General features: G+C 43.4%; 24 protein-coding genes. 21 read left to right on the top strand and 3 right to left on the bottom strand.

Features of this window, described 5'->3' with window-relative positions; genetic code table 11:
• Window positions 1–10 precede the first annotated feature (10 nt).
• Window positions 11–1618 (bottom strand): glycoside hydrolase family 28 protein, encoded by a 1608-nt coding sequence (locus tag H8B19_RS17090; protein WP_186508221.1) that lies wholly within the window; start codon window positions 1616–1618, stop codon window positions 11–13.
• A gap of 183 nt (window positions 1619–1801) precedes the next feature.
• Here H8B19_RS17090 and H8B19_RS17085 point away from each other — a divergent pair, with 183 nt between their 5' ends.
• The 3 genes from H8B19_RS17085 to rlmB all read left to right on the top strand — a co-directional run bounded on the left by H8B19_RS17085 (window position 1802) and on the right by rlmB (window position 5739).
• The gene (locus H8B19_RS17085; protein WP_186508219.1) at window positions 1802–2431 is read left to right on the top strand and encodes a tetratricopeptide repeat protein; all 630 of its coding nucleotides are present in this window, start codon (window positions 1802–1804) and stop codon (window positions 2429–2431) included.
• A 212-nt stretch (window positions 2432–2643) separates the two neighbouring features.
• Window positions 2644–4998: a ribonuclease R gene (gene rnr / locus H8B19_RS17080; protein ID WP_186508217.1), complete on the top strand. Its 2355-nt coding sequence runs from the start codon at window positions 2644–2646 to the stop codon at window positions 4996–4998.
• Window positions 4999–5739 (top strand): 23S rRNA (guanosine(2251)-2'-O)-methyltransferase RlmB, encoded by a 741-nt coding sequence (rlmB, locus tag H8B19_RS17075; protein WP_186508215.1) that lies wholly within the window; start codon window positions 4999–5001, stop codon window positions 5737–5739. It begins immediately after the preceding gene.
• A gap of 1 nt (window position 5740) precedes the next feature.
• On the opposite strand, the gene H8B19_RS17070 is transcribed toward rlmB, so the two are convergent.
• The gene (locus H8B19_RS17070; protein WP_186508213.1) at window positions 5741–9871 is read right to left on the bottom strand and encodes a hypothetical protein; all 4131 of its coding nucleotides are present in this window, start codon (window positions 9869–9871) and stop codon (window positions 5741–5743) included.
• 202 nt (window positions 9872–10073) lie between these two features.
• Here H8B19_RS17070 and H8B19_RS17065 point away from each other — a divergent pair, with 202 nt between their 5' ends.
• The 18 genes from H8B19_RS17065 (at window position 10074) to rplQ (ending at window position 20145) form a co-directional block, all read left to right on the top strand.
• The gene (locus H8B19_RS17065) at window positions 10074–11429 is read left to right on the top strand and encodes a DUF4397 domain-containing protein (RefSeq protein WP_186508212.1); all 1356 of its coding nucleotides are present in this window, start codon (window positions 10074–10076) and stop codon (window positions 11427–11429) included.
• A gap of 266 nt (window positions 11430–11695) precedes the next feature.
• Window positions 11696–12064 (top strand): 50S ribosomal protein L14, encoded by a 369-nt coding sequence (rplN, locus tag H8B19_RS17060; RefSeq protein WP_186508210.1) that lies wholly within the window; start codon window positions 11696–11698, stop codon window positions 12062–12064.
• A 12-nt stretch (window positions 12065–12076) separates the two neighbouring features.
• Window positions 12077–12388 (top strand): 50S ribosomal protein L24, encoded by a 312-nt coding sequence (gene rplX / locus H8B19_RS17055; RefSeq protein ID WP_186508208.1) that lies wholly within the window; start codon window positions 12077–12079, stop codon window positions 12386–12388.
• Between the two features lie 17 nt (window positions 12389–12405).
• Window positions 12406–12945, top strand: coding sequence for a 50S ribosomal protein L5 (gene rplE, locus H8B19_RS17050; RefSeq protein WP_186508206.1), 540 nt, complete (start codon window positions 12406–12408; stop codon window positions 12943–12945).
• Between the two features lie 11 nt (window positions 12946–12956).
• Entirely contained in the window at window positions 12957–13262 is a 306-nt protein-coding gene (gene rpsN, locus H8B19_RS17045; protein ID WP_186508204.1) for a 30S ribosomal protein S14, read from the top strand.
• 13 nt (window positions 13263–13275) lie between these two features.
• Window positions 13276–13668, top strand: a complete 393-nt coding sequence (rpsH, locus tag H8B19_RS17040) for a 30S ribosomal protein S8 (RefSeq protein WP_186508202.1) — start codon at window positions 13276–13278, stop codon at window positions 13666–13668.
• Between the two features lie 14 nt (window positions 13669–13682).
• Window positions 13683–14216, top strand: coding sequence for a 50S ribosomal protein L6 (gene rplF / locus H8B19_RS17035; RefSeq protein ID WP_186508200.1), 534 nt, complete (start codon window positions 13683–13685; stop codon window positions 14214–14216).
• A 9-nt stretch (window positions 14217–14225) separates the two neighbouring features.
• Window positions 14226–14579, top strand: coding sequence for a 50S ribosomal protein L18 (gene rplR / locus H8B19_RS17030; RefSeq protein ID WP_186508198.1), 354 nt, complete (start codon window positions 14226–14228; stop codon window positions 14577–14579).
• An 8-nt stretch (window positions 14580–14587) separates the two neighbouring features.
• On the top strand, window positions 14588–15091 hold the full coding sequence (gene rpsE / locus H8B19_RS17025) for a 30S ribosomal protein S5 (protein ID WP_186508196.1): 504 nt from the start codon (window positions 14588–14590) through the stop codon (window positions 15089–15091).
• A 6-nt stretch (window positions 15092–15097) separates the two neighbouring features.
• Window positions 15098–15280, top strand: coding sequence for a 50S ribosomal protein L30 (rpmD, locus tag H8B19_RS17020; RefSeq protein ID WP_186508195.1), 183 nt, complete (start codon window positions 15098–15100; stop codon window positions 15278–15280).
• 3 nt (window positions 15281–15283) lie between these two features.
• The gene (gene rplO / locus H8B19_RS17015; protein ID WP_186508193.1) at window positions 15284–15718 is read left to right on the top strand and encodes a 50S ribosomal protein L15; all 435 of its coding nucleotides are present in this window, start codon (window positions 15284–15286) and stop codon (window positions 15716–15718) included.
• Between the two features lie 5 nt (window positions 15719–15723).
• Entirely contained in the window at window positions 15724–17046 is a 1323-nt protein-coding gene (secY, locus tag H8B19_RS17010; RefSeq protein WP_186508191.1) for a preprotein translocase subunit SecY, read from the top strand.
• Between the two features lie 25 nt (window positions 17047–17071).
• Window positions 17072–17185, top strand: coding sequence for a 50S ribosomal protein L36 (gene rpmJ / locus H8B19_RS17005; RefSeq protein ID WP_075607266.1), 114 nt, complete (start codon window positions 17072–17074; stop codon window positions 17183–17185).
• Between the two features lie 102 nt (window positions 17186–17287).
• Window positions 17288–17644, top strand: a complete 357-nt coding sequence (rpsM, locus tag H8B19_RS17000; protein WP_186508189.1) for a 30S ribosomal protein S13 — start codon at window positions 17288–17290, stop codon at window positions 17642–17644.
• Window positions 17645–17656: 12 nt separating this feature from the next.
• Entirely contained in the window at window positions 17657–18043 is a 387-nt protein-coding gene (rpsK, locus tag H8B19_RS16995) for a 30S ribosomal protein S11 (protein WP_186508187.1), read from the top strand.
• 24 nt (window positions 18044–18067) lie between these two features.
• Window positions 18068–18688 (top strand): 30S ribosomal protein S4, encoded by a 621-nt coding sequence (gene rpsD / locus H8B19_RS16990; RefSeq protein WP_186508185.1) that lies wholly within the window; start codon window positions 18068–18070, stop codon window positions 18686–18688.
• A 26-nt stretch (window positions 18689–18714) separates the two neighbouring features.
• A complete protein-coding gene (locus H8B19_RS16985) occupies window positions 18715–19704 on the top strand; it encodes a DNA-directed RNA polymerase subunit alpha (RefSeq protein WP_186508183.1) in 990 nt (329 codons plus the stop codon).
• Between the two features lie 39 nt (window positions 19705–19743).
• Window positions 19744–20145: a 50S ribosomal protein L17 gene (gene rplQ / locus H8B19_RS16980; RefSeq protein ID WP_186508181.1), complete on the top strand. Its 402-nt coding sequence runs from the start codon at window positions 19744–19746 to the stop codon at window positions 20143–20145.
• Between the two features lie 60 nt (window positions 20146–20205).
• Here the strand turns inward: rplQ and H8B19_RS16975 are convergent, their stop codons facing one another.
• Window positions 20206–20961 carry a hypothetical protein gene (locus tag H8B19_RS16975; protein WP_186508179.1) on the bottom strand — a complete coding sequence of 252 codons (756 nt, stop codon included), beginning with the start codon at window positions 20959–20961 and terminating at the stop codon, window positions 20206–20208.
• Window positions 20962–21221 lie beyond the last annotated feature (260 nt).

Here is a 21221-nt window from a genome sequence, read left to right as displayed (position 1 = left end):
GCGATGCAGATTAAATTGGTGATGCTGGCGATGGGAATGCCTTAAACTTATCGTCGCACGAATAAGGAGCCTGTCCGGTCAGAGAAGGATCGCGTAAATCGGTCACTGAATTGGTATCGGTACCTAACAGTGGAAAGTTCACAACCTGCCCTTTACCCAGGGTGAAATGGATATTATGGTGATGCTTATCACGTACTCTGGGCTGACGTGGGAATACCACGTTATCCAGCGTTAAACCCAACGGGTTAATCAGTTTATCTGTTTTGTAACCGCTTAAATTAATCACCGTTTTATTGTATTTCGCTTTGGGGTAATCCACATAATTGAAATTGCGCACTGTTATGTTTTGCATACTGGGCGGCAGTTTGGTGGATTTGGTTGAGCTGTAATAAGGACTGAAAACCAAAGGCTCTTTCACACGGCGCATGCATACGCCGTCATAGGTCACATTTGTTACGTTACCGCCACGTTTACCATCAGACTTTATGCGCAAGCCAACCCCATGGCCGCTGTCATTGCCATCTACTACCAAATCCCAAATTTTGATGTCATGCACGCCCGCATCGGTTTCACTGCCAATCGACATACCGTGTCCGTAATAAAAATGATTGTGTGCGTAGAGATGATGGCGGCTTGCGGGGCTTTGTTTGTTCTTTCCGCCAGATTTTATCGCAACGTTATCATCGCCGGTAGTGATAAAGGAATAAGCAAGAGTGACATTCGTGCTGGTGCCGGGATCGATGCCATCGGTATTTTTAACCAGTTCAGGGATAAAACAACGGCTGGGTTGGTCAAGTTTACCGGGGCGCGGTAAATCGTTCTCATCACACTGATAATCCGGGTTTGCGTAGGCGAGCGAAGGTGTGACCAGCTTGATGCCCCAAACGGTTATACCGTCTACATCATTACTGCCAAAATGGAATTTAGGTGAGTTGAACAGACTGATTTTATACAGGGTAAAGTTTTTGCCACCATCCACGTGCAACATACGTGGATTGTTTTGCTCAAGTTTTACTTTGGCTTTGCTTTGCATGGATAGATCCCACCATGTACTTTTAAATGCACGTTTACCTGATGTAAGAACACTTCCACCACGTCCATCTAATGCGCCTTCCCCCACTATGCCGCTGTTAACTGTGTCAGTGGCAGTGATCCAGGTTTGACAACGATTTTTAATTTTAGGCAGTGCATCACCACAAATTCCATCACCCAAATCGTAATCAGCTGGACTACGCGAGGCGAACAGGGTGACATTTTTATCTACCCACAATGTAACGCCTGAAGGAATAGACAAAGGACCACTCAGAAAGGCGTTATTTTTTTCATTAGTAACTAATTTCACCGCGCTGCCTGCAGCGCAGTTATCTAATGCTGTTTGAATGCGCTGCGAATCGGGGCTGGAGTTTTTAGGATCGTTATCAATTTCATCTGCTAACCGCCAGTTATGTGCAACAAGGTTTGCACTTAATTGTTCACATACATTTTTCGGGAGTTTAGGTTCGGTGGGTAACAAACTGTCTAAATGCTCAAAATCAGGGGTTTCTGCAGCGAAAGCTAATGATGAGTTCAGCAGTATAAATAAAGATAACAGTATGCAAAGATTCATTCGTTGTTTCATTTTTATCTCTGAGCCATTGCGTGTAAAAGTGGATAGTAACACTGTCAATCTTTGACCGTTGGGCTTGTTGCAGAAAGTTTACTATGTGAATTTTTTGCGCAGAAATATGGAATTACGAAATAGGAACTCTATGATTTTTATTCGCTGCCGATAACGTTAACGAACATTCAGGATACCCATATTATGCGTAATTTGTTTTGCATCATTTTTGTTTTTATCACAGCAACGGTTAATGTCTTCGCACAACAGAGCGACGACATAAAAGCCGTACAGTTGTATTCACAGGATGAGCTAATTGATCTCATTAACAAAAATGAACATCTGCAACGTGTCAAAGCGGATCGGTGCCAGCTGGTGCAGGATATTCAGGCACGTGCTGAGAAACTTAAAGTACCGGCTTATCAGTTTTTGTGGGGAGACATGTTAGCCTGGGGCGTTTGTGTGGATAAAGATCCTGAATTAGGCATTTATTTTATGCGCCAGGCGTCTGACCAGGGTATGCCTGCGGCACTGGAGCAGCTGGGACGTTATTACGCGACTGGTACACTGGTACAACAGGACAAAGAGCAAGCGGTTGTATTTTTACGCGAATCTGCGTCGTTAGGTAATTTAAAGGCGCAAATTCAGCTCGCGGAACTATTTATTGAAGGCTATGGCAGCCCGTATGATTTTGAGGATGCCTACCACTGGTTATATAACGCCATTACTGACGACAAAGCTACCCACAAAAAAATTGCCAACTGCTTAGCTGAACTTGCTGAACTAATGCATCCCAAAGCTGTTCGTAAAGCGAAAAGGCCGTTGGATGAGTAAGTGAATTTTTAGCTCATAACGGTTATTGAACGCAATGTCGGAGAATATTTAGCCACATTACGGGTAAATGCGTTATACTCGTGTCAAATTTTCGCAGCGGCAACATTCTATTATTCCTGCCTTCTCATCATTAAATCTTGCTCGTCTGCACAATACAAGGTGGCCACTGGTTGCCAGTTTCGAATTATTATCAAGTTGGATTTCTCTAAGTCATGCATGACGACCCTTATTACAAACGTGAACAACAAAAATATGACAATCCGGTAGCGAGCCGCGAGTACCTGTTGCAGCTATTGGTAGAGCATAAAAAGCCTCTGTCCTTAATGGAATTCTGGGACATTCTCAATCTCAAAGATGAAGACAGCCGTATCGGCATTCAGCGTCGATTGCGCGCCATGGAGCGTGAAGGACAGGTTTTATTTAATCGCCAGAAAAAATACTGTCTGGTGGAAAAAATGGATTTAATTAAAGGCAAAGTTATTGGCCATCGTGATGGTTTTGGCTTTTTAAAACGTGAAGATGGTAAGTCTGATCTGTTTATTGCCAATTCAGAAATGGCCAGTCTGATGCACGGTGACGAGATTCTGGTAAAAGAATCCACCTCGAGCTTTAAAGGCAAGCGTGAAGCTCGCGTGGTACGAGTGATAGCCAGCCGCAGTGATCCAATCGTAGGCCGTTATTTCTTTGAAAATGGTTTTGGGGTGGTGATCCCCGATGACAGCCGCATTTGTCAGGAAATTATGATCCCACCCGATTTAACCATGGGCGCACGTCAGGGTCACGTTGTGGTAGTAGAAATTACCCAACGTCCGCGTAAACGCTTAAGTGCTGTCGGTAAAATTGTTGAAGTGCTGGGTGAGCATATGGCGCCGGGCATGGAAATCGAAATGGCGCTGCGTACTCACGATATACCCCATGAATGGCCAGCAGCCGTTATCAGTCAGGTAAGTAAGTTAGCCGAAGAAGTGACCGAGCAGGCTAAAAAAGGCCGTGTTGATTTACGTGCTATGCCACTGGTTACCATTGATGGTGAAGATGCGCGTGACTTCGATGACGCCGTTTATTGTGAACCGAATGAAAACGGCGGCTGGACTTTATGGGTTGCCATTGCTGATGTCAGTTATTATGTGCGTCACGGCACTGCATTGGATGATGAAGCGCAGCAGCGCGGAAACTCGGTGTATTTCCCGGAACAAGTTGTGCCTATGCTGCCAGAGGTTTTATCCAACGGTTTATGTTCACTCAATCCGCAGGTAGATCGCCTGTGTATGGTGTGTGAAATGACGGTCAGTGCCGCCGGCGAACTGCTTGAGTATGATTTCTACGAAGCAGTGATGAAATCCAAAGCACGCCTGACGTACACCAAGGTGTGGGATTTACTGCAAGGCGATAAAGAGCTTTATCAGAAATACGTTGATTTAGTACCTCATATCCGTGACTTACACGATTTATATCGTCAGCTTAAAAAAGCCCGCCAGCAGCGCGGCGCGATTGAGTTTGAAACGCAGGAAAATAAATTCATCTTCAACGCTGAGCGTAAAATAGACCATATCGTCACCGTTACCCGTAACGATGCACATAAGTTAATTGAAGAATGCATGATTTTGGCTAACGTGGCAGCCGCCAAAATGCTGGAAAAATATAAGGCCGAAGCACTGTATCGTAACCACGATGAACCCGATGCTGACAGGTTAAGTGCCTTTACCGCTTATCTGGCCGAAGTAGGCATTGAACATAAACTTGGTGAAAAAGCCTCTCCGCGAGATTTCACCAAAGTCGTAGATAAAATTGCAGGTCGTCCGGATCAGGAACTGATCCAGACCATGTTATTACGTTCGATGAAACAAGCTGTTTATGAACATGACAATATCGGACATTTTGGTTTGGCACTCGATGCCTATGCGCACTTTACCTCGCCTATTCGTCGGTATCCCGATTTGGTGGTGCATCGCGCATTAAAAGCGATAGTCGATAAACGCAAAGGGCGTAAGCATAGAAGTGGCGGATATGCGTATCAGCCCGATGAGGTGATGGCGCTGGGTGAGCAGTGTTCCATGACTGAGCGTCGCGCCGACGATGCCACGCGCAGTGTAGCGGATTGGCTGAAATGTGAATTTATGCAGGACCATGTGGGTGACTGTTTTGACGGTGTGATTGCCTCTGTGACCAGTTTTGGCTTTTTTGTGCGCTTAACCGAGTTTGGCATTGATGGACTGGTACATATCACCGCGCTGGAAAACGACTATTATCACTTTGATGAAGTGAAGTTACATTTAATAGGTGAAAACACCCGTATGACCTATCGCTTGGGTGATGCGATTCGTGTGCGAGTGGCAGCGGTGAATCTGGATGAACGCAATATTGATTTTGTACTGGAAGACTCGCCTCTCATTGCCAGCAAGGCAGGCGTGACAAAAACCAGAAACACTGGTAAAAAAGCGCCCCCTAAATCCAAATCGGGCAAACGGAAAGGGCGTTCTGGTAGCAAAACCGCTCGCAGTACCGAAAATAAAACCCTAAAGAGTAGCAAAAAATCAACGGGCAAAAAGTCCAAAAGGAAAAAGTAAATGGCGCAACAAGAATGGTTGTTTGGTTTACATGCTTTGCAGGCAGTCATTGAGCGTGAGCCCGAGCGATTAATTGAGCTTTATGTTTTAAAAGGGCGTGATGATGAGCGCTTAAATAGCCTGGTTAATCAGGCACGTCGTTTTGGTATCGCGGTGCAATTTTGTCAACGCAAAACGCTGGATGACAAAGTCGCTGGTGAGCAACATCAGGGCATAGTGGCACGCGCTAAACCGGGCCGCCAATATAACGAAGCAGACTTAGCACAGATTATTGAACAACACGATATGCCGTTTTTATTGGTGCTGGATGGGGTTACCGATCCACATAATCTAGGTGCCTGTTTGCGCACAGCCGATGCGGCCGGTGTGCATGCGGTTGTTGTGCCTAAAGACAAATCCGCCAGGATCACAGGCACAGTGAGCAAAGTCGCATGTGGCGCGGCTGAAGTGATCCCGCTGGTACAAGTTACCAATCTGGCGCGTACCTTAAAAGATATGCAACAAGCCGGTGTGTGGATAATCGGCACCGCAGGTGAAGCCGAGCAAAATATTTACCAGACCAAACTGACCGGTCCTATGGCACTCGTGATGGGGGCTGAAGGTAAAGGCATGCGTCGTCTTACCCGCGAGCATTGTGATGAGCTGGTAAAACTACCCATGGCGGGCACAGTGTCCAGCCTCAACGTTTCGGTCGCAACCGGTGTGTGTTTGTACGAAATCGTGCGTCAACGCAGCATTTAAATCACTGCCTGACACTATTGCGTAACATATTGGCACTGTTGGCTAAACTGCCGAGAGTGCCAAGTAATCCCATTACTGACGCCACTATCATATAAATTGAGTTGCCCGATGTTAGCGCAATAGCACCTATCACCAGTACGATTAGCAACGTAATTGGCATTCGGTAACGTTGCCACTGGCCAATATCGCCTTTACCCACCAGATTTTTCAGGGTGTCAGTATCTTCAGCGTGCCGAACAAAATAGGCAAAACTCTGATTGACGATACGAATACGTCCGCGTTTTACCTGGATGAGACCATTTAGCGCCAGGTGTTCATACATTTGTGTATTGGCCGGATTGATGCGTTTGTATTGCACTAAATAATATAACGCCAGTTTTTCTGCAGCGGAGCAGGACTCCCATTTGTATCGATAGATGGCTTCTGCTTTCATCAGGATAAAATTAATGGTTGCCCATTCTTTGTGAGTTTTTTGCCAATCACGCAAATTTAACCAACGTAAAAAAGCGAATGTATTGGTTTTTGACATTCTATCGTTAGCTTTTTTAATAAACGCCAGCATGGGAAACGCTGCAATTTCGTTTTGTAAAAACGCTTGATCAAGATTGGTGCTTAAATGGGAAGGAACGTTTACATCAAAATCCATTAAGCATTCAGCCCAGGCGAAGTATTCCGTTGACTGCATAGGGTTAGTCGATAGTGTTTCCTGTGCAAGCATATTGTCTTTTACACATAAACGCTGCAGTGCATGGAACCCACCATATAATGTCACTTCTACCAGTTGTGCAATATGCACCAGTGATTTGCAATGATTGAGCAGCCTTAGCAATATTTGTCGTTGCAGCTGATGTTGTAAACTTATCTCGATATCCCACATTTTTAAGTGGAGTTGTCCTTCTGTTTTTTCCAGCAGAATTTTCATATTAGGTAAAAATTCTGTTTGAGACTGGTGCTGCGCATTGGCGATTTCTTTAAAAAGAGGGCTGCTGTTAAACCATTGCTGATAATGAGCGGGTAAATTTTCAGTTGGTGTTGCATCGTTTAGATATTGCTGCAGTAGCAACGAGAAGCTATAACCATGGTCGGGCGATTCAGTTAACTCTATTTTTAGGGCATGGTTGGTTTCGAATTGATTTAACGCTTTGTGTGAGCGGCTAATCTGATAAATATGCCGTAAATACTGGGTTGAGCCATACAGCCTTACGGCTAGTATGCGCCGATTAAATCTTACCCAGCAAAAGTTTAATATTATAAGTAATACTAATGATAAAAACGTTCGGCTTGCAGATAGGGATTTTCTCTTGTAGTTGGCGCTCGCTTCACCTAACAAATAGCGTTCAACCCAATCTGTTGCTCCGGTGGTATTAACAAGTTTACTGAAATGCTGAACGTCAGTGGGCGACACATAGCCTTTTCGTTGCTGATCATTGAGCTGTTGTTTCCATCGACTACTAATTGGTAGCAGGGACAAAGCATCAATTTGATGGTGTGTGATGGTATTTGGGAAACGACTTAACGCTATTCGATTAAGTTCAACCAGCTCCTGATTTAACCGGGCAGGGTAGACATTTTTTTGATAGTACCACTGCAATGAACCTGCTGGGATACTGGCAACTTTTGTCAGATAACAGTAAACCAACCCCGAAAAGAAGATATAAAACAGACAAAGTAACTGTGCCCCGGTTTTAAGTTCAACCGGATTTTGCTGGCGTTGACGTGAGTGGTGATAAAATTCTTTGTATTCCGCATACCCCCATATTAAACATGACAAGACTGCAGTGATAACTAACCAAAAACTAAAACTATGCAGCATATAGGTCGGAAATTCGGAACTATTACGATCTATTGCTAAACCTATCCAGTAGCTCATATAAATACTGGCCAGCAATACCGAGCTGAATACCATTATTTTACGTAAGTCGATAACCAAAGGAATCGATAAAGCCTGCTTTAGCGGATAAGACAGTTGAGCCTGCCTTATAACCAGAATGATAAAGAAAAGTACAAATAAGAATCCACTAATGCTTAAAACATTGAGCAGGAATATATTGGTCATATAAATATCCAGACTCTCGTCCGGCATAAAGATCACCAACGCCCATTGGTCAACCACCAGCGGCTGGATTAAAAATTTTCCAGATGTTCCGTGGTAAAAACCCTCAATCCATCCGGCTCCACCATTAAGCCCGGTGCGTAATCGGTGAGCAATGTCTTTTGTTCCCTGACCAAACTGATAAAGATTTTCAATCAGGGAGCGATCTTCATCGATATGGAATAATACATCGCCACTGTCGCGATCAACGACCATGGTGGTGAAGTCTTTAAGAGTAAATGAGTTAAATTCGGTTAAATTAACCGAAGGTAATTCGACATCCGCTGCCAGAATAAAATTGCTGTTCTGGCTAACTTGGTTGAGGGGCAAGGCTATAGTCGTTCCGCGCGTACCATCTCCAATGTTGCGCAAGCGCTGTATATAGTAGTTGTTTATGCTGGTTGTATGTTTTGATTGATTTATCTGAGCAAATTCCGGATAAGAATGATGATAAGACGAGGAAGAGAATGCGGGACTGGCTTTGCTGGTGTCCCATGGCAGATTTATGTCCCAACCTTGTTGATCCCGTACCTTTTTGAAATAGTCGCGATGTTGCAAACTTTGCTGGGTCGGCGATTTGTTACTTTCTATTGTATAAAGCCTTGGAAAGCGCTGATAGCCGTCTGAATCCAGCAGCAACGTACTCAGCACCAGCGATGGTTTGAATCTTGAATCTGGCGAATACCACATATCGTACTGACGAGCATCTTGCTGCTGTTCAAAATGACACGGGAATACCGAGGCAGTATCAATTGTATCTTTGGTTTTAATATCGTCGGTGAGTTGGTTTGCCTGCAAAGTGAAGTAGGTGGAGCAGGGCTTTGCATTCTCATGGCTGCCAGTCTGCATATCAGGCAATTGCATTAATTTTTTATCTAAAGGTCGTTTGTCGTTCTCATTTAACATTGATGTATAAAAGGATTTATACGGCTTTAGTTGTAAATCAAGCGCCAGTAAGTCGAGCTTCAGGTTGTTTGCAATAGAAAAGCCTAGTTGACTTGCAACACGTTGTTTTTCTTCCTGCTGTATTTGCCTTTCGTTGTATGCCATAACAAAAGACATTAACAAGATAAAAAGCAGATAGCTGCATAACATGGTGCTTCGGAAAAACATTTCACCCACGGGTTGATGGTTCGATAACATAAACAGTCGAAGCATCATCCATACAAAAACCAGGCTAACCAGAATGATGGTTAGCGCACTGACATTCCAGCGAGCATTTTCTTGTGATGTCTGCAACTGCTTGGGTAAAACGCCCACTAAAAACATATCTGTGGCTTTTTCTTTTAATTGGTTAAGGCTACTGTCTGACAAGATGGGGTAAAAAAAGAACCGGTATTCCACAGCGCTAATTGTGGTATCGAAGTAGTGACTGTAGCCCGGAAGAGGCAGTGGTTTATCCTGCGCTGTTCTATCATTGCTTGAAAGTACGTTGCTCCAGTTAAGTGATTGCTCTTTGGCGATTAACTGACTGAGTTGTTTGACATTAGCGACAGATAAAACTGATTTATCGCCTACACTGCTGATGACTTTTAGCTCGTTATCCACATAAAAATGCAGCAAATATCCGCCTCTTGGGGCATCGAGTATCTCCGATATTTTAACGGTGGCTTGCCAGTTGTTGTTACTGGTTCTTTGGGGGGAATCTTTTACGTTACTGGAAGATTGAGAATCTTCGGTTTGAATTATCTTTTCTATCGTTACCAATTCACCATGAAGCGAGAAAGCTAACTTGCTTTGTTTATTAAATTTTCCATTGGCTGATTGTTTATAACTGGGGAATATTGAACGAATAGCAGATGCGGAATTGTTGTTTAAAATCAGCTCCTTTAGTTGATTGATATTTTCATGAGAACGGGTAGCTGATTCTGATAAAAGACGAAAATAATTGGCGTTACTAAAACGAGCTTCTCTCTCCCGGTATTGATAATACAAAAATGCAGTGACGCAGATTACAGCGGTAACGATCAAAACCCAAATTCTGGCCAAACGGGGAGGGCGGTAAGTGCTCTGCGAAGTGGTGTTGTCTGATGTGGCCATATCCCTGCCTAACAAGTATTCCAGTATTTTGAAATATTAATTTAGTTCAAAAATAAAACTAATTGTCGTTATTTGATGCTTTTTATTAACAAATGTAATGCGAGTGTCAGCAAAGTGTCAGCAGTGTAAAGGTTGGGTAAAAGCCAAAACATTATGTTGGTTCTGCATTCTAATGAAGCTTTGGACAACCTAAGGTTTTGAAATGAATGCGTTAAAAGTAGTGTTACCACTTTCTATGTTGTTATTAATTGGCTGTGGTGGCTCGGATGATGATGAAAGTGATTACGCTGAATCCTATATGCAGTTTTACAATGGCTCGGCGAACAGCGCCAATACTTATCTGACTGTTGACGATTCTCTATTAAGCAGTGCCAGTTATGGTGATGCCACTACGGTTTATACATTTGAACCAGATGATGTTGATATTGAATTTTCGCGCGTTGATTCAGATGGGCAATCTATCAGTTTGAAAGAACAAACGGTGAGCCTTAAGAAAGGTTATAAAAAATTGCTTGTGTTATCCGGTGACTATCAAAGTGGTGATGTCACTGAATATGATATTGAACGAAAAGACGATTATGATGATGAGTTCGATTTATATGCAACCAACATGGACAGTAATGGCCAGGGGTATGACCTATACATGGCTGAATCGGGTACACCCTTCTCTGATGCGCATTTAGTTGCCAGTACGACATATCAGTCTTTAACGCACGGTACATACTGGGATGCAGATTCTGACAGTTCTTACTGGGTTGAAGATGAATATGTTTTTTATATTACCTCTCCTGGAAGCGATGAAGTCTTGTTTCAAAGTCAGCCGATAAATATGACCTACTCTACTGAATATGTCGCAGTAATACGCCAGGGATCAGGACCAACCGGTAGCAATCTGGTTCTTGATTTAGTCAACAACTCCAGTTCAGTTGCCAGCTATACGGATATTCAGGCATCTTCGCAATTCCGTGTTTATAACAGTTTAAACAATAGTGATGCTTTGAAGGTAACGTTAGCGGGCAATGAAGACCAGTCTGAGTTACAGATTGAAGCAGATACTTTAACCGAGTTTTCTGAGGTGGATTATGGAGATTATCGCCTGACAGTCGATGCTGCTGATGGTACTAATTTACTTAAAAATAAATTAATAACCTTGAATCAGGGCGATAGTAAAACCATTTTGCTATTTAATGATGCTGATGGAAAAGCAAATGCGATTGCATTTTCTGAAAGCACCTTGCCACAAATCTATGATCATGATTTGAATGTGGCGAATTTGGTTGATGAGTACAGCAGTGTTGATTTTTACTTTGTTCGTCAGGATGAGACTATCGATACCGCCGAATATAAAATATCCAGCGTGCAATTTGCTGAAAACGACACGATATCTCTGCCTACGGGTTATTATGAGATCATCGCCGTATACGAAAAAAATTCGGATGATTTAACTCTGTTATACCGTTCAAGCTTACTGGATATTAGTGAGCAAAGTAGCTTTGTTGTTACACTTGAACCCGACCAAAATTCCGCCACAGGGTACAAAATTAATTTGCTGCATTAAAATGGCGTAAAACTAGGGAAAGCAGCGGCTTTCCTTAGTTTTTTATGATATTGTCCTACCACTCTGCGTTGCTGCAGAAATAATCAAATCTTTTTAAAATTTCACCTATCCACGCCTAATGTTTTCTGTTATTATTTCGCGCCCTTTTTATCGGGGTACAAGATAAATAACGTTCAATAAGCAATTTGCGGACGTTTTTAACAGCGAAAACTGATGTTCGTTTTTCTTAAGTAGTTAGCGAACGTCTTAACAAGCGGAGCACTTACATGATCCAAATGCAAACTAACCTGGATGTTGCCGATAACAGCGGCGCTCGCAGGGTTCAGTGTATTAAGGTTCTTGGTGGCTCGCATCGCCGTTATGCAGGTATCGGTGACATCATCAAAGTTACTGTTAAGGAAGCAATTCCTCGCGGTAAAGTTAAAAAAGGTGACGTACTGACTGCAGTGGTGGTGCGTACTAGAAAAGGCGTTCGTCGTCCTGATGGATCTTCGATCCGTTTCGACAACAACGCAGCCGTGTTGCTTAACAACAACAAGCAACCAATTGGTACGCGTATCTTTGGCCCGGTAACCCGTGAACTTCGTGGTGATAAATACATGAAGATTGTTTCACTGGCCCCAGAGGTACTATAAGGAGTCACGATTATGGCTAGAAAAATTCGTCGTGATGATGAAGTTGTCGTATTGGCCGGTAAAGATAAAGGTAAAACAGGTAAAGTCCTGAAAGTACTGGCATCTGACGACCGTCTGATCGTAGAAGGTGTGAATGTGGTGAAGAAGCACCAGAAGCCTAACCCGCAATTAAACATTGCTGGTGGCATCGTGGAGCAAGAAGCCTCTATTCATGTATCAAATGTTGCGATTGCTAACCGTGAAGGTAAAGCAGATCGCGTAGGTTTCCGTGTTGAAGACGGTAAGAAAGTACGTTTCTTCAAGTCTAACGGTGAACTGGTTTAATTTAATTGGAGTGAACGATGGCGAAACTGCATGATTTCTATAAAGAAAACGTTGTAGCTGAACTTGCGAAGCAGTTCGGATACAAAAGCGTCATGCAAGTCCCTCGGATTGAGAAAATCACCTTAAACATGGGTTTGGGTGAAGCTGTAGCGGATAAAAAGATTCTTGAGAATGCAACTGCTGATATGCAAGCAATTGCTGGTCAAAAACCTGTTGTTACCGTTGCACGTAAATCAGTAGCGGGTTTCAAAATCCGTGAAGGTTATCCGATTGGCTGTAAAGTAACCCTACGTGGCGAACGTATGTGGGAATTCTTAGAGCGTTTAATCTCTATTGCAATTCCACGTATCCGTGACTTCCGTGGTCTGAATGCAAAATCATTCGATGGCCGTGGTAACTATAGCATGGGCGTTCGAGAGCAAATTATCTTCCCAGAAATCGACTTTGATAAAGTTGATAAAGTTCGCGGTATGGATATTACTATCACTACCAGCGCTACTACTGATGAAGAAGGTCGTGCTCTTCTTGCTGCATTTAACTTCCCATTCAAGAAATAAGGTGTAGGGTTATGGCAAAAGAATCAATGAAAGCGCGCGAAGCGAAGCGTACTAAGCTGGTTGCTAAGTATGCTGAACAACGTGCTGCACTGAAAGCGACTATCAGCGATGTTAACGCCTCTGAAGAAGAGCGTTGGGCTGCTGTTCTTAAGCTGCAACAATTACCACGTGACTCAAGTCGCATCCGTCAACGTAACCGTTGTAATGTAACTGGTCGTCCACATGGTTATCTACGCAAATTTGGCCTGAGCCGCATTAAGCTGCGTGAAGCTGCTATGCGTGGTGAAGTCCCTGGCTTGAAAAAAGCTAGTTGGTAAGGAGTAGCAGATAATGAGCATGCAAGATCCTATCGCGGATATGTTTACCCGCATTCGTAACGGACAGTTAGCACAAAAAGTTGCTGTTGTTATGCCATCTTCTAAATTACGTGTTGCTTTGGCAAAAGTATTAAAAGAAGAAGGTTATATCACTGACTACGCTGTAAACGGTGACGTTAAGCCAGAATTAGAAGTAACTTTAAAGTACTTCCAGGGCAAAAAAGTTATCGAGAGCATCGAACGTGTCAGCCGTCCTGGCCTGCGCATCTATAAGAAAAAAGATGAGCTGCCAAAAGTAATGGGTGGTTTGGGTATCGCCATTGTGTCTACATCTAAAGGCGTGATGACTGACCGTGCTGCGCGTAAAGCGGGCATGGGTGGTGAAATCATCGGCTATGTAGCGTAACGGAGGGATATTCAATGTCACGTGTAGCAAAAGCACCCGTAGCTATCCCATCTGGCGTAGATGTTTCTATCGCTGGTCAGGAAGTTACAGTAAAAGGTAAAAATGGTTCACTGAACCGTGTATTTAATGACGCTGTTGAAGTAGTAAATGAAGAAGGTTCATTGTTAGCTAAGCCTCGTGAAGGTGCAGCTAATGCTTGGGCTCAGGCAGGTACTGCTCGCGCTTTATTAAACAGCATGGTTGTTGGTGTAACCAACGGTTTTGAGAAAAAATTACAGTTGTTAGGTGTTGGTTATCGTGCACAAGCACAAGGTGCCAAATTGAACCTGACTCTGGGTTTCTCACACCCTGTTGTATATGAAGTGCCGCAAGGTATTTCTATTGAAACTCCTAGCCAAACTGAAATCGTCGTAAAAGGCGCTGATAAGCAGTTGGTAGGTCAGGTTGCAGCTAACATCCGTGGATATCGTCCACCAGAGCCTTATAAAGGTAAAGGTGTTCGTTACGCTGATGAAGTTGTGCGTCGTAAAGAAGCTAAGAAAAAGTAGGTGGGTGAGATGGATAAAAAATCAGCTCGCTTGCGTCGCGCTACCCGCGCACGCAAAAAAATTAGTGAACTGGCAGTGCATCGTTTGACTGTAAATCGCACTCCGCGCCACATCTATGCTCAATTGATAGCACCTTGCGGTTCACAAGTATTGGCAGCAGCGTCTACCTTGGAAGCAGATCTTAACAAAGATCTGAAAAGCACAGGTAACGTTGAAGCTGCAACAGTAATTGGTAAAGCAATTGCAGAACGTGCGATGGAAAAAGGCATCAAAGATGTGGCTTTCGATCGTAGTGGATTCAAGTATCACGGTCGCGTAAAAGCTTTGGCTGACGCAGCTCGTGAAGCTGGCCTCAAGTTCTAGGAGTTCTCATGGCTAAACAAGAAGTTCAACAAAACGGCGAACTGTCAGAGAAGCTTATTGCTGTTAACCGTGTGTCAAAGGTTGTTAAAGGTGGTCGTATCTTTAGCTTCACCGCTTTGACTGTAGTAGGTGACGGTAATGGCCGTGTAGGTTTCGGTTATGGTAAAGCACGTGAAGTTCCTGCTGCTATTCAAAAAGCAATGGAAAAAGCACGTCGTAACTTAGTAACTGTAGACTTAAATGGTCACACTCTGCAGCACCCGATTAAAGGTCGTCACTCTGGCTCTAAAGTTTACATGCAGCCTGCATCTGAAGGTACCGGTATCATTGCTGGTGGTGCGATGCGTGCAGTATTGGAAGTAGCTGGAGTTCAGAACGTTCTTTCAAAATGTTACGGTTCAACCAACCCAATCAACGTTGTTCGTGCAACGATTAACGCACTGGTTGAAATGAAGTCTCCTGATCAAATCGCTGCTAAGCGTGGTTTGTCAGTTGACAATATTCTGGGGTAAGTAGTCATGGCTAAAACGATTAAAGTAAAGCAAACCAAAAGCTCTATTGGTCGTTTACCTAAACACAAAGCCACTTTGGTAGGTTTAGGTTTGCGTCGCATTGGCCATGTTCGTGAGCTGGAAGATACTCCAGCTGTACGAGGCATGGTTAATCGTGTCAACTACATGGTTGAGATTGTGGAGGAGTAACAGATGTATTTAAATACTATTTCTCCTGCACCAGGAGCAAAAAAATCAGCGAAACGTGTGGGTCGCGGTATTGGTTCAGGCCTGGGTAAAACCGGTGGTCGTGGTCACAAAGGTCAGAAGTCTCGTTCTGGCGGTAGTGTGCGTCCTGGTTTCGAAGGTGGACAAATGCCTATCCAGCGTCGTCTTCCTAAATTCGGTTTTACTTCACGTAAATCTCTGGTCAGTGATCAGGTTACGTTGACTGAAATCGCAAAAGTTGAAGGCGAAGTGGTATCTCTGGAAACATTAAAAGCAGCTGGTCTGGTTAAGAAAGACCGTCAGTTTGTTAAAATAATGTTGAGCGGTGAAATCACTCGTGCTGTTACTGTTAGTGGTTTAAAGGTAACTAAAGGCGCTCGCGAAGCTATCGAAGCAGCCGGCGGTAAAGTAGAGGAATAAGCTAAATGGCTAAACCAGGATTGGATTCATCCAGTGCAAAGGGTGGATTGACCGAACTTAAACAACGGTTGTTGTTCGTACTTGGTGCGATTATCGTATTGAGACTCGGCTCATTTGTACCACTTCCTGGAATTGATGCCGCTGTTTTAGCTCAATTATTTGAGCAACAAAAAGGCACCATCGTAGAGATGTTTAATATGTTCTCGGGTGGTGCATTACAGCGTGCTTCGGTTCTTGCTCTGGGGATCATGCCTTACATCTCAGCTTCAATCATTATGCAGTTGCTCACTGTTGTGCATCCTGCTATGGCTGAACTGAAAAAAGAAGGTGAGGCAGGACGTCGCAAGATCAGTCAGTACACCCGCTATTTTACGCTGGTGTTATCTGTATTTCAGGCGATAGCCATTGCTAAAACATTACCTAATATGGTTAATGGATTGGTCATTAATCCTGGCTTTGGTTTCTACTTTACAGCAGTCGTGAGTCTGGTCACCGGTACCATGTTTTTGATGTGGTTAGGTGAACAAATTACAGAAAGAGGTATCGGTAACGGTATCTCTATTCTGATCTTTACCGGTATTGTTGCAGGTTTACCTGCGGCATTAGGTAAAACCATTGAGCAAGCAAGACAGGGTGACCTGAATGTACTGTTATTGTTGCTGGTTGGTGTAATTATTGTCGCCGTAACTTACTTTGTAGTGTTTATGGAACGTGGTCAACGACGTATCGTGGTTAACTACGCAAAACGTCAGCAAGGTCGTAAGGTCTTTGCTGCACAAAGCACCCATTTACCACTTAAAGTAAACATGGCGGGCGTGATTCCACCTATCTTCGCTTCAAGTATCATTTTGTTTCCTGGTACAATTGCGAGTTGGTTTGGTCAGAATGAGTCAATGTCTTGGTTACAAGACGTGTCTTTAATGCTGTCTCCTGGACAGCCTCTGTATGTGATGTTGTATGCAACTGCGATTATCTTTTTCTGCTTTTTCTACACTGCGTTAGTATTTAACCCACGTGAAACAGCAGATAACTTGAAGAAGTCCGGCGCATTTGTTCCTGGTATTCGTCCTGGTGAGCAAACATCCCGATATATCGACAAAGTAATGACCCGTCTGACTTTGGCAGGCGCGCTGTATATTACCTTTATTTGTTTGGTTCCTGAATTCATGATGATTGCATGGAATGTGCAATTTTACTTCGGCGGTACGTCTCTATTGATTATCGTTGTTGTTATCATGGATTTTATGGCTCAGGTGCAGACTCATTTGATGTCAAATCAATATGAATCTGTTCTTAAAAAAGCCAATCTTAAAAGCTACGGCCGTTAAGATTGGTCATTGACGGAGTGATGTAATGAAAGTTCGTGCATCAGTTAAAAAGATTTGCCGCAACTGTAAAATCATTAAGCGCAACGGTGTTGTTCGAGTGATTTGCGTTGAGCCTAAGCACAAGCAAAGGCAAGGTTAATCAGGTAGCTTATTTTATAAGCTAATATTGCAATTAGGTCGCCAGGTAAGTATCCTATCGGGCTTTTTAGGCTGGCGACAAGAACATAGAGGAGTACTGTTAGTGGCCCGTATAGCTGGCATTAACATTCCAGAACACAAGCACACCGTGATAGCAATTACTTCTATCTACGGTATCGGTCCAACTCGTGCAAAATCAATTTGTGCCGAAGCTGGTGTTGCTGAAAACGCTAAAATCAAAGATCTTGATGAGGCACAATTAGATAAGTTACGTGATGCAGTAGCCAAGTTCACCGTTGAAGGTGACCTGCGTCGTGAAATTTCCATGAACATTAAGCGTTTGATGGACCTAGGTTGTTTCCGTGGTATTCGCCACCGCCGCAGCTTACCTCTACGTGGTCAGCGTACTAAAACTAATGCGCGCACCCGTAAAGGTCCTCGCAAGCCAATTAAGAAGTAAGCGGGGGGCATAATGGCTAAAACACCTATTAAGCGTAAACGCGCAAAACGTCAGGTCGCTGATGGAATGGCTCATATCCATGCATCTTTTAACAACACGATTGTGACAATTACTGACCGTCAGGGTAACGCTCTGGCTTGGGCTACTTCTGGTGGTTCTGGTTTCCGTGGTTCACGTAAATCGACTCCATTTGCTGCTCAGGTAGCTGCAGAACGCGCAGGCGTTGCTGCTCAAGAGTACGGTTTGAAAAATCTTGAAGTTTTCGTTAAAGGTCCAGGTCCAGGCCGTGAGTCTGCGATCCGCGCTTTAAACGCGACAGGTTATAAAATCACAAATATTACCGATGTGACACCAATCCCTCACAACGGTTGTCGTCCACCGAAAAAACGTCGCGTTTAATCGACGGACTGTTGGAGAAAGATCATGGCAAGATATTTGGGTCCAAAACTCAAACTTAGCCGCCGCGAAGGAACTGATTTATTCCTTAAAAGTGGCGTTCGAGCACTAGACTCGAAATGTAAAATTGATACAGCACCTGGTCAACATGGCGCCCGTCGCGGTCGTTTGTCTGACTACGGTGTTCAATTACGTGAAAAGCAAAAAGTACGTCGTATGTATGGCGTATTAGAGAAGCAGTTCCGTAACTACTATAAAGAAGCAGCTCGTCTTAAAGGCAACACTGGTGAAAACTTGTTACAGCTTTTAGAACAGCGTCTGGATAACGTAGTTTACCGTATGGGCTTCGCCAGTACACGTGCAGAAGCTCGTCAGTTAGTTAGCCACAAAGCTATCGTGGTTAATGACGGCGTTGTTAATGTACCTTCTTACAGTGTATCTGCAGAAGATGTTGTATCTGTTCGCGAAAAAGCCAAAAAGCAAGCTCGTATCGTGGCAGCTCTGGAACTAGCAGAACAACGTGAGAAACCAACTTGGATTGAAGTTGATAACAGCAAGATGCAAGGCGTTTTCAAACGTCTTCCAGAACGTGCTGATTTGTCAGCGGAAATTAACGAACAGTTGATCGTCGAACTTTACTCTAAGTAAAGTTTAAAGGATAAAGAGAGGAAACAATGTCAGGTTCTGTAACTGAATTCCTAAAACCAAGGTTAGTCGAAATTGAAAACGTATCTACAACGCGCGCAAAGGTTACTTTAGAGCCTCTTGAACGCGGTTTTGGACACACGCTTGGTAATGCATTACGCCGTATTCTTTTGTCATCTATGCCAGGTTGCGCAGTGACTGAAGTTGAAATTGATGGTGTGCTGCATGAATACAGCACAAAAGAAGGTGTCCAGGAAGATGTGATTGAAATTTTGCTGAACCTTAAGGGGTTAGCGGTTCGCTTGGAAGGCAAAAACGAAACGACCCTGACCTTGGTGAAAACAGGTTCAGGACCAGTCGTGGCTGGTGATATCCAGCACGACGGTGATGTAGAAATCGTTAACCCTGACCACGTGATTTGTACTTTAACTGGCGACGCTGAAATTAGCATGCGCATTAAAGTTGAAATGGGGCGTGGTTATGTTCCGGCTTCTGTTCGTCGTTCCTCTGAAGAAGATGATCGTCCAATTGGTCGTTTACTTGTTGACGCTTCTTTCAGCCCGGTAGACCGTATTGCATACAATGTAGAATCAGCGCGCGTTGAACAACGCACTGATTTAGATAAATTAATCATTGATATGGAAACAAACGGTACCATCGACCCTGAAGAAGCAATTCGTCGTGCGGCTACCATTCTGGCAGAGCAATTAGATGCATTCGTAGAGCTTAGAGATATCTCTGAGCCTGTGGAAAAAGAAGAAAAACCGGAGTTCGATCCGATTTTACTTCGTCCAGTGGATGATCTTGAACTGACTGTTCGCTCTGCTAACTGTCTGAAAGCCGAAGCTATCCAGTATATTGGTGACCTGGTACAGCGTACCGAAGTTGAGCTGTTAAAAACGCCTAACTTAGGTAAAAAATCTCTAACTGAGATTAAAGATGTACTGGCTTCTCGTGGATTGTCTTTAGGTATGCGTCTGGAAAACTGGCCACCTGAAAGCATTGCTGAGAAAGACTAATCAGGTCCGCGTAACTGATTTAATAAGAAGGAAAGTACTATGCGCCATCGTCATAGTGGTCGACAGTTAAATCGCAATAGTAGCCATCGTCAAGCGATGTTTCGCAATATGGCTGGCTCTTTGGTAAAGCATGAAATTATCAAAACGACTTTACCAAAAGCGAAAGAACTTCGTCGTGTAATTGAGCCTCTTATCACACTTGCCAAGCAAGATAGTGTTGCTAATCGTCGTTTGGCGTTTGCTCGCACTCGTGATAAAGAAGTTGTAGGTAAACTGTTCAACGATTTAGGTCCTCGCTACGTAGAACGCCCAGGTGGATATATTCGTATCCTGAAATGTGGCTTCCGTACTGGTGATAAAGCACCTATGGCTTATGTTGAGTTGGTTGACCGTCCTGTTACTGAAGCTACTGAAGTAGTTGAAGAAGCTTCTGCTGAGTAACAAAATAGAGTTATAAAAAAGCCGGGCATCAGCCCGGCTTTTTTATATATAAATTTAGTGTTATTGATTGATAACTTGAGCGACTTCTTCTTTAGATGCCCCGCCTTTTAACGCATACGCAGATAAATGTTCATTATCAATACCTGCATTCTTAGCCGTTTCTATTATTTTTATAACCTGCTCTCTTTGTGCTGAAGATTCCCGTACGGCTGTTGATACTACACTTTCTGCTTCATTTGGGAATGCAACTAACAGTGCATCCACTATATATTCCCCTACGAAAGGTACAGCACCAATAGCTGAACTGATAATATCGACTAACTTATTAGGGTGAGCTTTGGCGACTGTACTCACTATAGCATCAGCAGAGTCAGGCTCTGTTACCACAGCAATCCTAACTATTTCATCCAATTCTTCAGGTGTGGATTGAGCCGCTGCGTTAACGACAAAATCTACATAACTCGGCTCTGCTTTGATTGCAGTTAGAACCACATTGCTGCAACTTGTGATTCCTTTATTTATTGCAATCCTTACCACGTCTTCTGTTAAAGCGGGTTGTGCTGCAATCGCAGCATGAATTATTTCTTTATATTTTCCCGGGTAAAGATCTAATGCCGTACTGACAACTGTCTCCACTTCCTGAGGATAATGACCGACAACGCTTTTTATCGCTCTGCCAATAGACATGTTTTGTTGAACCTGTTGCTCCAGAAAGTCAGCCGTCAATTGGCTATTGTTTGATTCTTTTTCTGCACTTTGTGTTGCAACACTATTAAACGAGCAGGTTATTAGAAAGGATAACAGCAGCTTCTTCATTATTTGATAAACCTCATCGTCTTTATAGTAATTATTATTAATCGGTAAGAATGCTATTTAAGATATTGATTTGTCAAAATAGTTCAAATTAGTCGATTAATATACCGTTTTTGTTTGATATTTATCAAATCTGCCTAATATGTAGTCTGTCAGTAAAAAAGTTAAAAAAAAGGGTTGCGCGAATTTGTTAGATGCGTAGAATGCGCGCCACTTCGACGGGGAACGGCAACGGTCAGCGGCGAAGTTGAGATGACAAGAAA

The sequence above is a fragment of the Neptunicella marina genome (genome assembly GCF_014270035.1).
Taxonomy (GTDB): Bacteria; Pseudomonadota; Gammaproteobacteria; order Enterobacterales; family Alteromonadaceae; genus Neptunicella; species Neptunicella marina.
The sequence above is the reverse complement of the archived record's forward strand: the minus strand, read 5'-3'. Positions and strand labels throughout refer to the sequence as shown.

Bases quoted from the DNA above. Each gene is read 5' to 3' on its own strand.
- H8B19_RS17090 (WP_186508221.1), bottom strand. From the start codon at position 1,618: ATGAAACAACGAATGAATCTTTGCATACTGTTATCTTTATTTATACTG.
- H8B19_RS17085 (WP_186508219.1), top strand. From the start codon at position 1,802: ATGCGTAATTTGTTTTGCATCATTTTTGTTTTTATCACAGCAACGGTT.
- rnr (WP_186508217.1), top strand. From the start codon at position 2,644: ATGCATGACGACCCTTATTACAAACGTGAACAACAAAAATATGACAAT.
- rlmB (WP_186508215.1), top strand. From the start codon at position 4,999: ATGGCGCAACAAGAATGGTTGTTTGGTTTACATGCTTTGCAGGCAGTC.
- H8B19_RS17070 (WP_186508213.1), bottom strand. From the start codon at position 9,871: ATGGCCACATCAGACAACACCACTTCGCAGAGCACTTACCGCCCTCCC.
- H8B19_RS17065 (WP_186508212.1), top strand. From the start codon at position 10,074: ATGAATGCGTTAAAAGTAGTGTTACCACTTTCTATGTTGTTATTAATT.
- rplN (WP_186508210.1), top strand. From the start codon at position 11,696: ATGATCCAAATGCAAACTAACCTGGATGTTGCCGATAACAGCGGCGCT.
- rplX (WP_186508208.1), top strand. From the start codon at position 12,077: ATGGCTAGAAAAATTCGTCGTGATGATGAAGTTGTCGTATTGGCCGGT.
- rplE (WP_186508206.1), top strand. From the start codon at position 12,406: ATGGCGAAACTGCATGATTTCTATAAAGAAAACGTTGTAGCTGAACTT.
- rpsN (WP_186508204.1), top strand. From the start codon at position 12,957: ATGGCAAAAGAATCAATGAAAGCGCGCGAAGCGAAGCGTACTAAGCTG.
- rpsH (WP_186508202.1), top strand. From the start codon at position 13,276: ATGAGCATGCAAGATCCTATCGCGGATATGTTTACCCGCATTCGTAAC.
- rplF (WP_186508200.1), top strand. From the start codon at position 13,683: ATGTCACGTGTAGCAAAAGCACCCGTAGCTATCCCATCTGGCGTAGAT.
- rplR (WP_186508198.1), top strand. From the start codon at position 14,226: ATGGATAAAAAATCAGCTCGCTTGCGTCGCGCTACCCGCGCACGCAAA.
- rpsE (WP_186508196.1), top strand. From the start codon at position 14,588: ATGGCTAAACAAGAAGTTCAACAAAACGGCGAACTGTCAGAGAAGCTT.
- rpmD (WP_186508195.1), top strand. From the start codon at position 15,098: ATGGCTAAAACGATTAAAGTAAAGCAAACCAAAAGCTCTATTGGTCGT.
- rplO (WP_186508193.1), top strand. From the start codon at position 15,284: ATGTATTTAAATACTATTTCTCCTGCACCAGGAGCAAAAAAATCAGCG.
- secY (WP_186508191.1), top strand. From the start codon at position 15,724: ATGGCTAAACCAGGATTGGATTCATCCAGTGCAAAGGGTGGATTGACC.
- rpmJ (WP_075607266.1), top strand. From the start codon at position 17,072: ATGAAAGTTCGTGCATCAGTTAAAAAGATTTGCCGCAACTGTAAAATC.
- rpsK (WP_186508187.1), top strand. From the start codon at position 17,657: ATGGCTAAAACACCTATTAAGCGTAAACGCGCAAAACGTCAGGTCGCT.
- rpsD (WP_186508185.1), top strand. From the start codon at position 18,068: ATGGCAAGATATTTGGGTCCAAAACTCAAACTTAGCCGCCGCGAAGGA.
- H8B19_RS16985 (WP_186508183.1), top strand. From the start codon at position 18,715: ATGTCAGGTTCTGTAACTGAATTCCTAAAACCAAGGTTAGTCGAAATT.
- rplQ (WP_186508181.1), top strand. From the start codon at position 19,744: ATGCGCCATCGTCATAGTGGTCGACAGTTAAATCGCAATAGTAGCCAT.
- H8B19_RS16975 (WP_186508179.1), bottom strand. From the start codon at position 20,961: ATGAAGAAGCTGCTGTTATCCTTTCTAATAACCTGCTCGTTTAATAGT.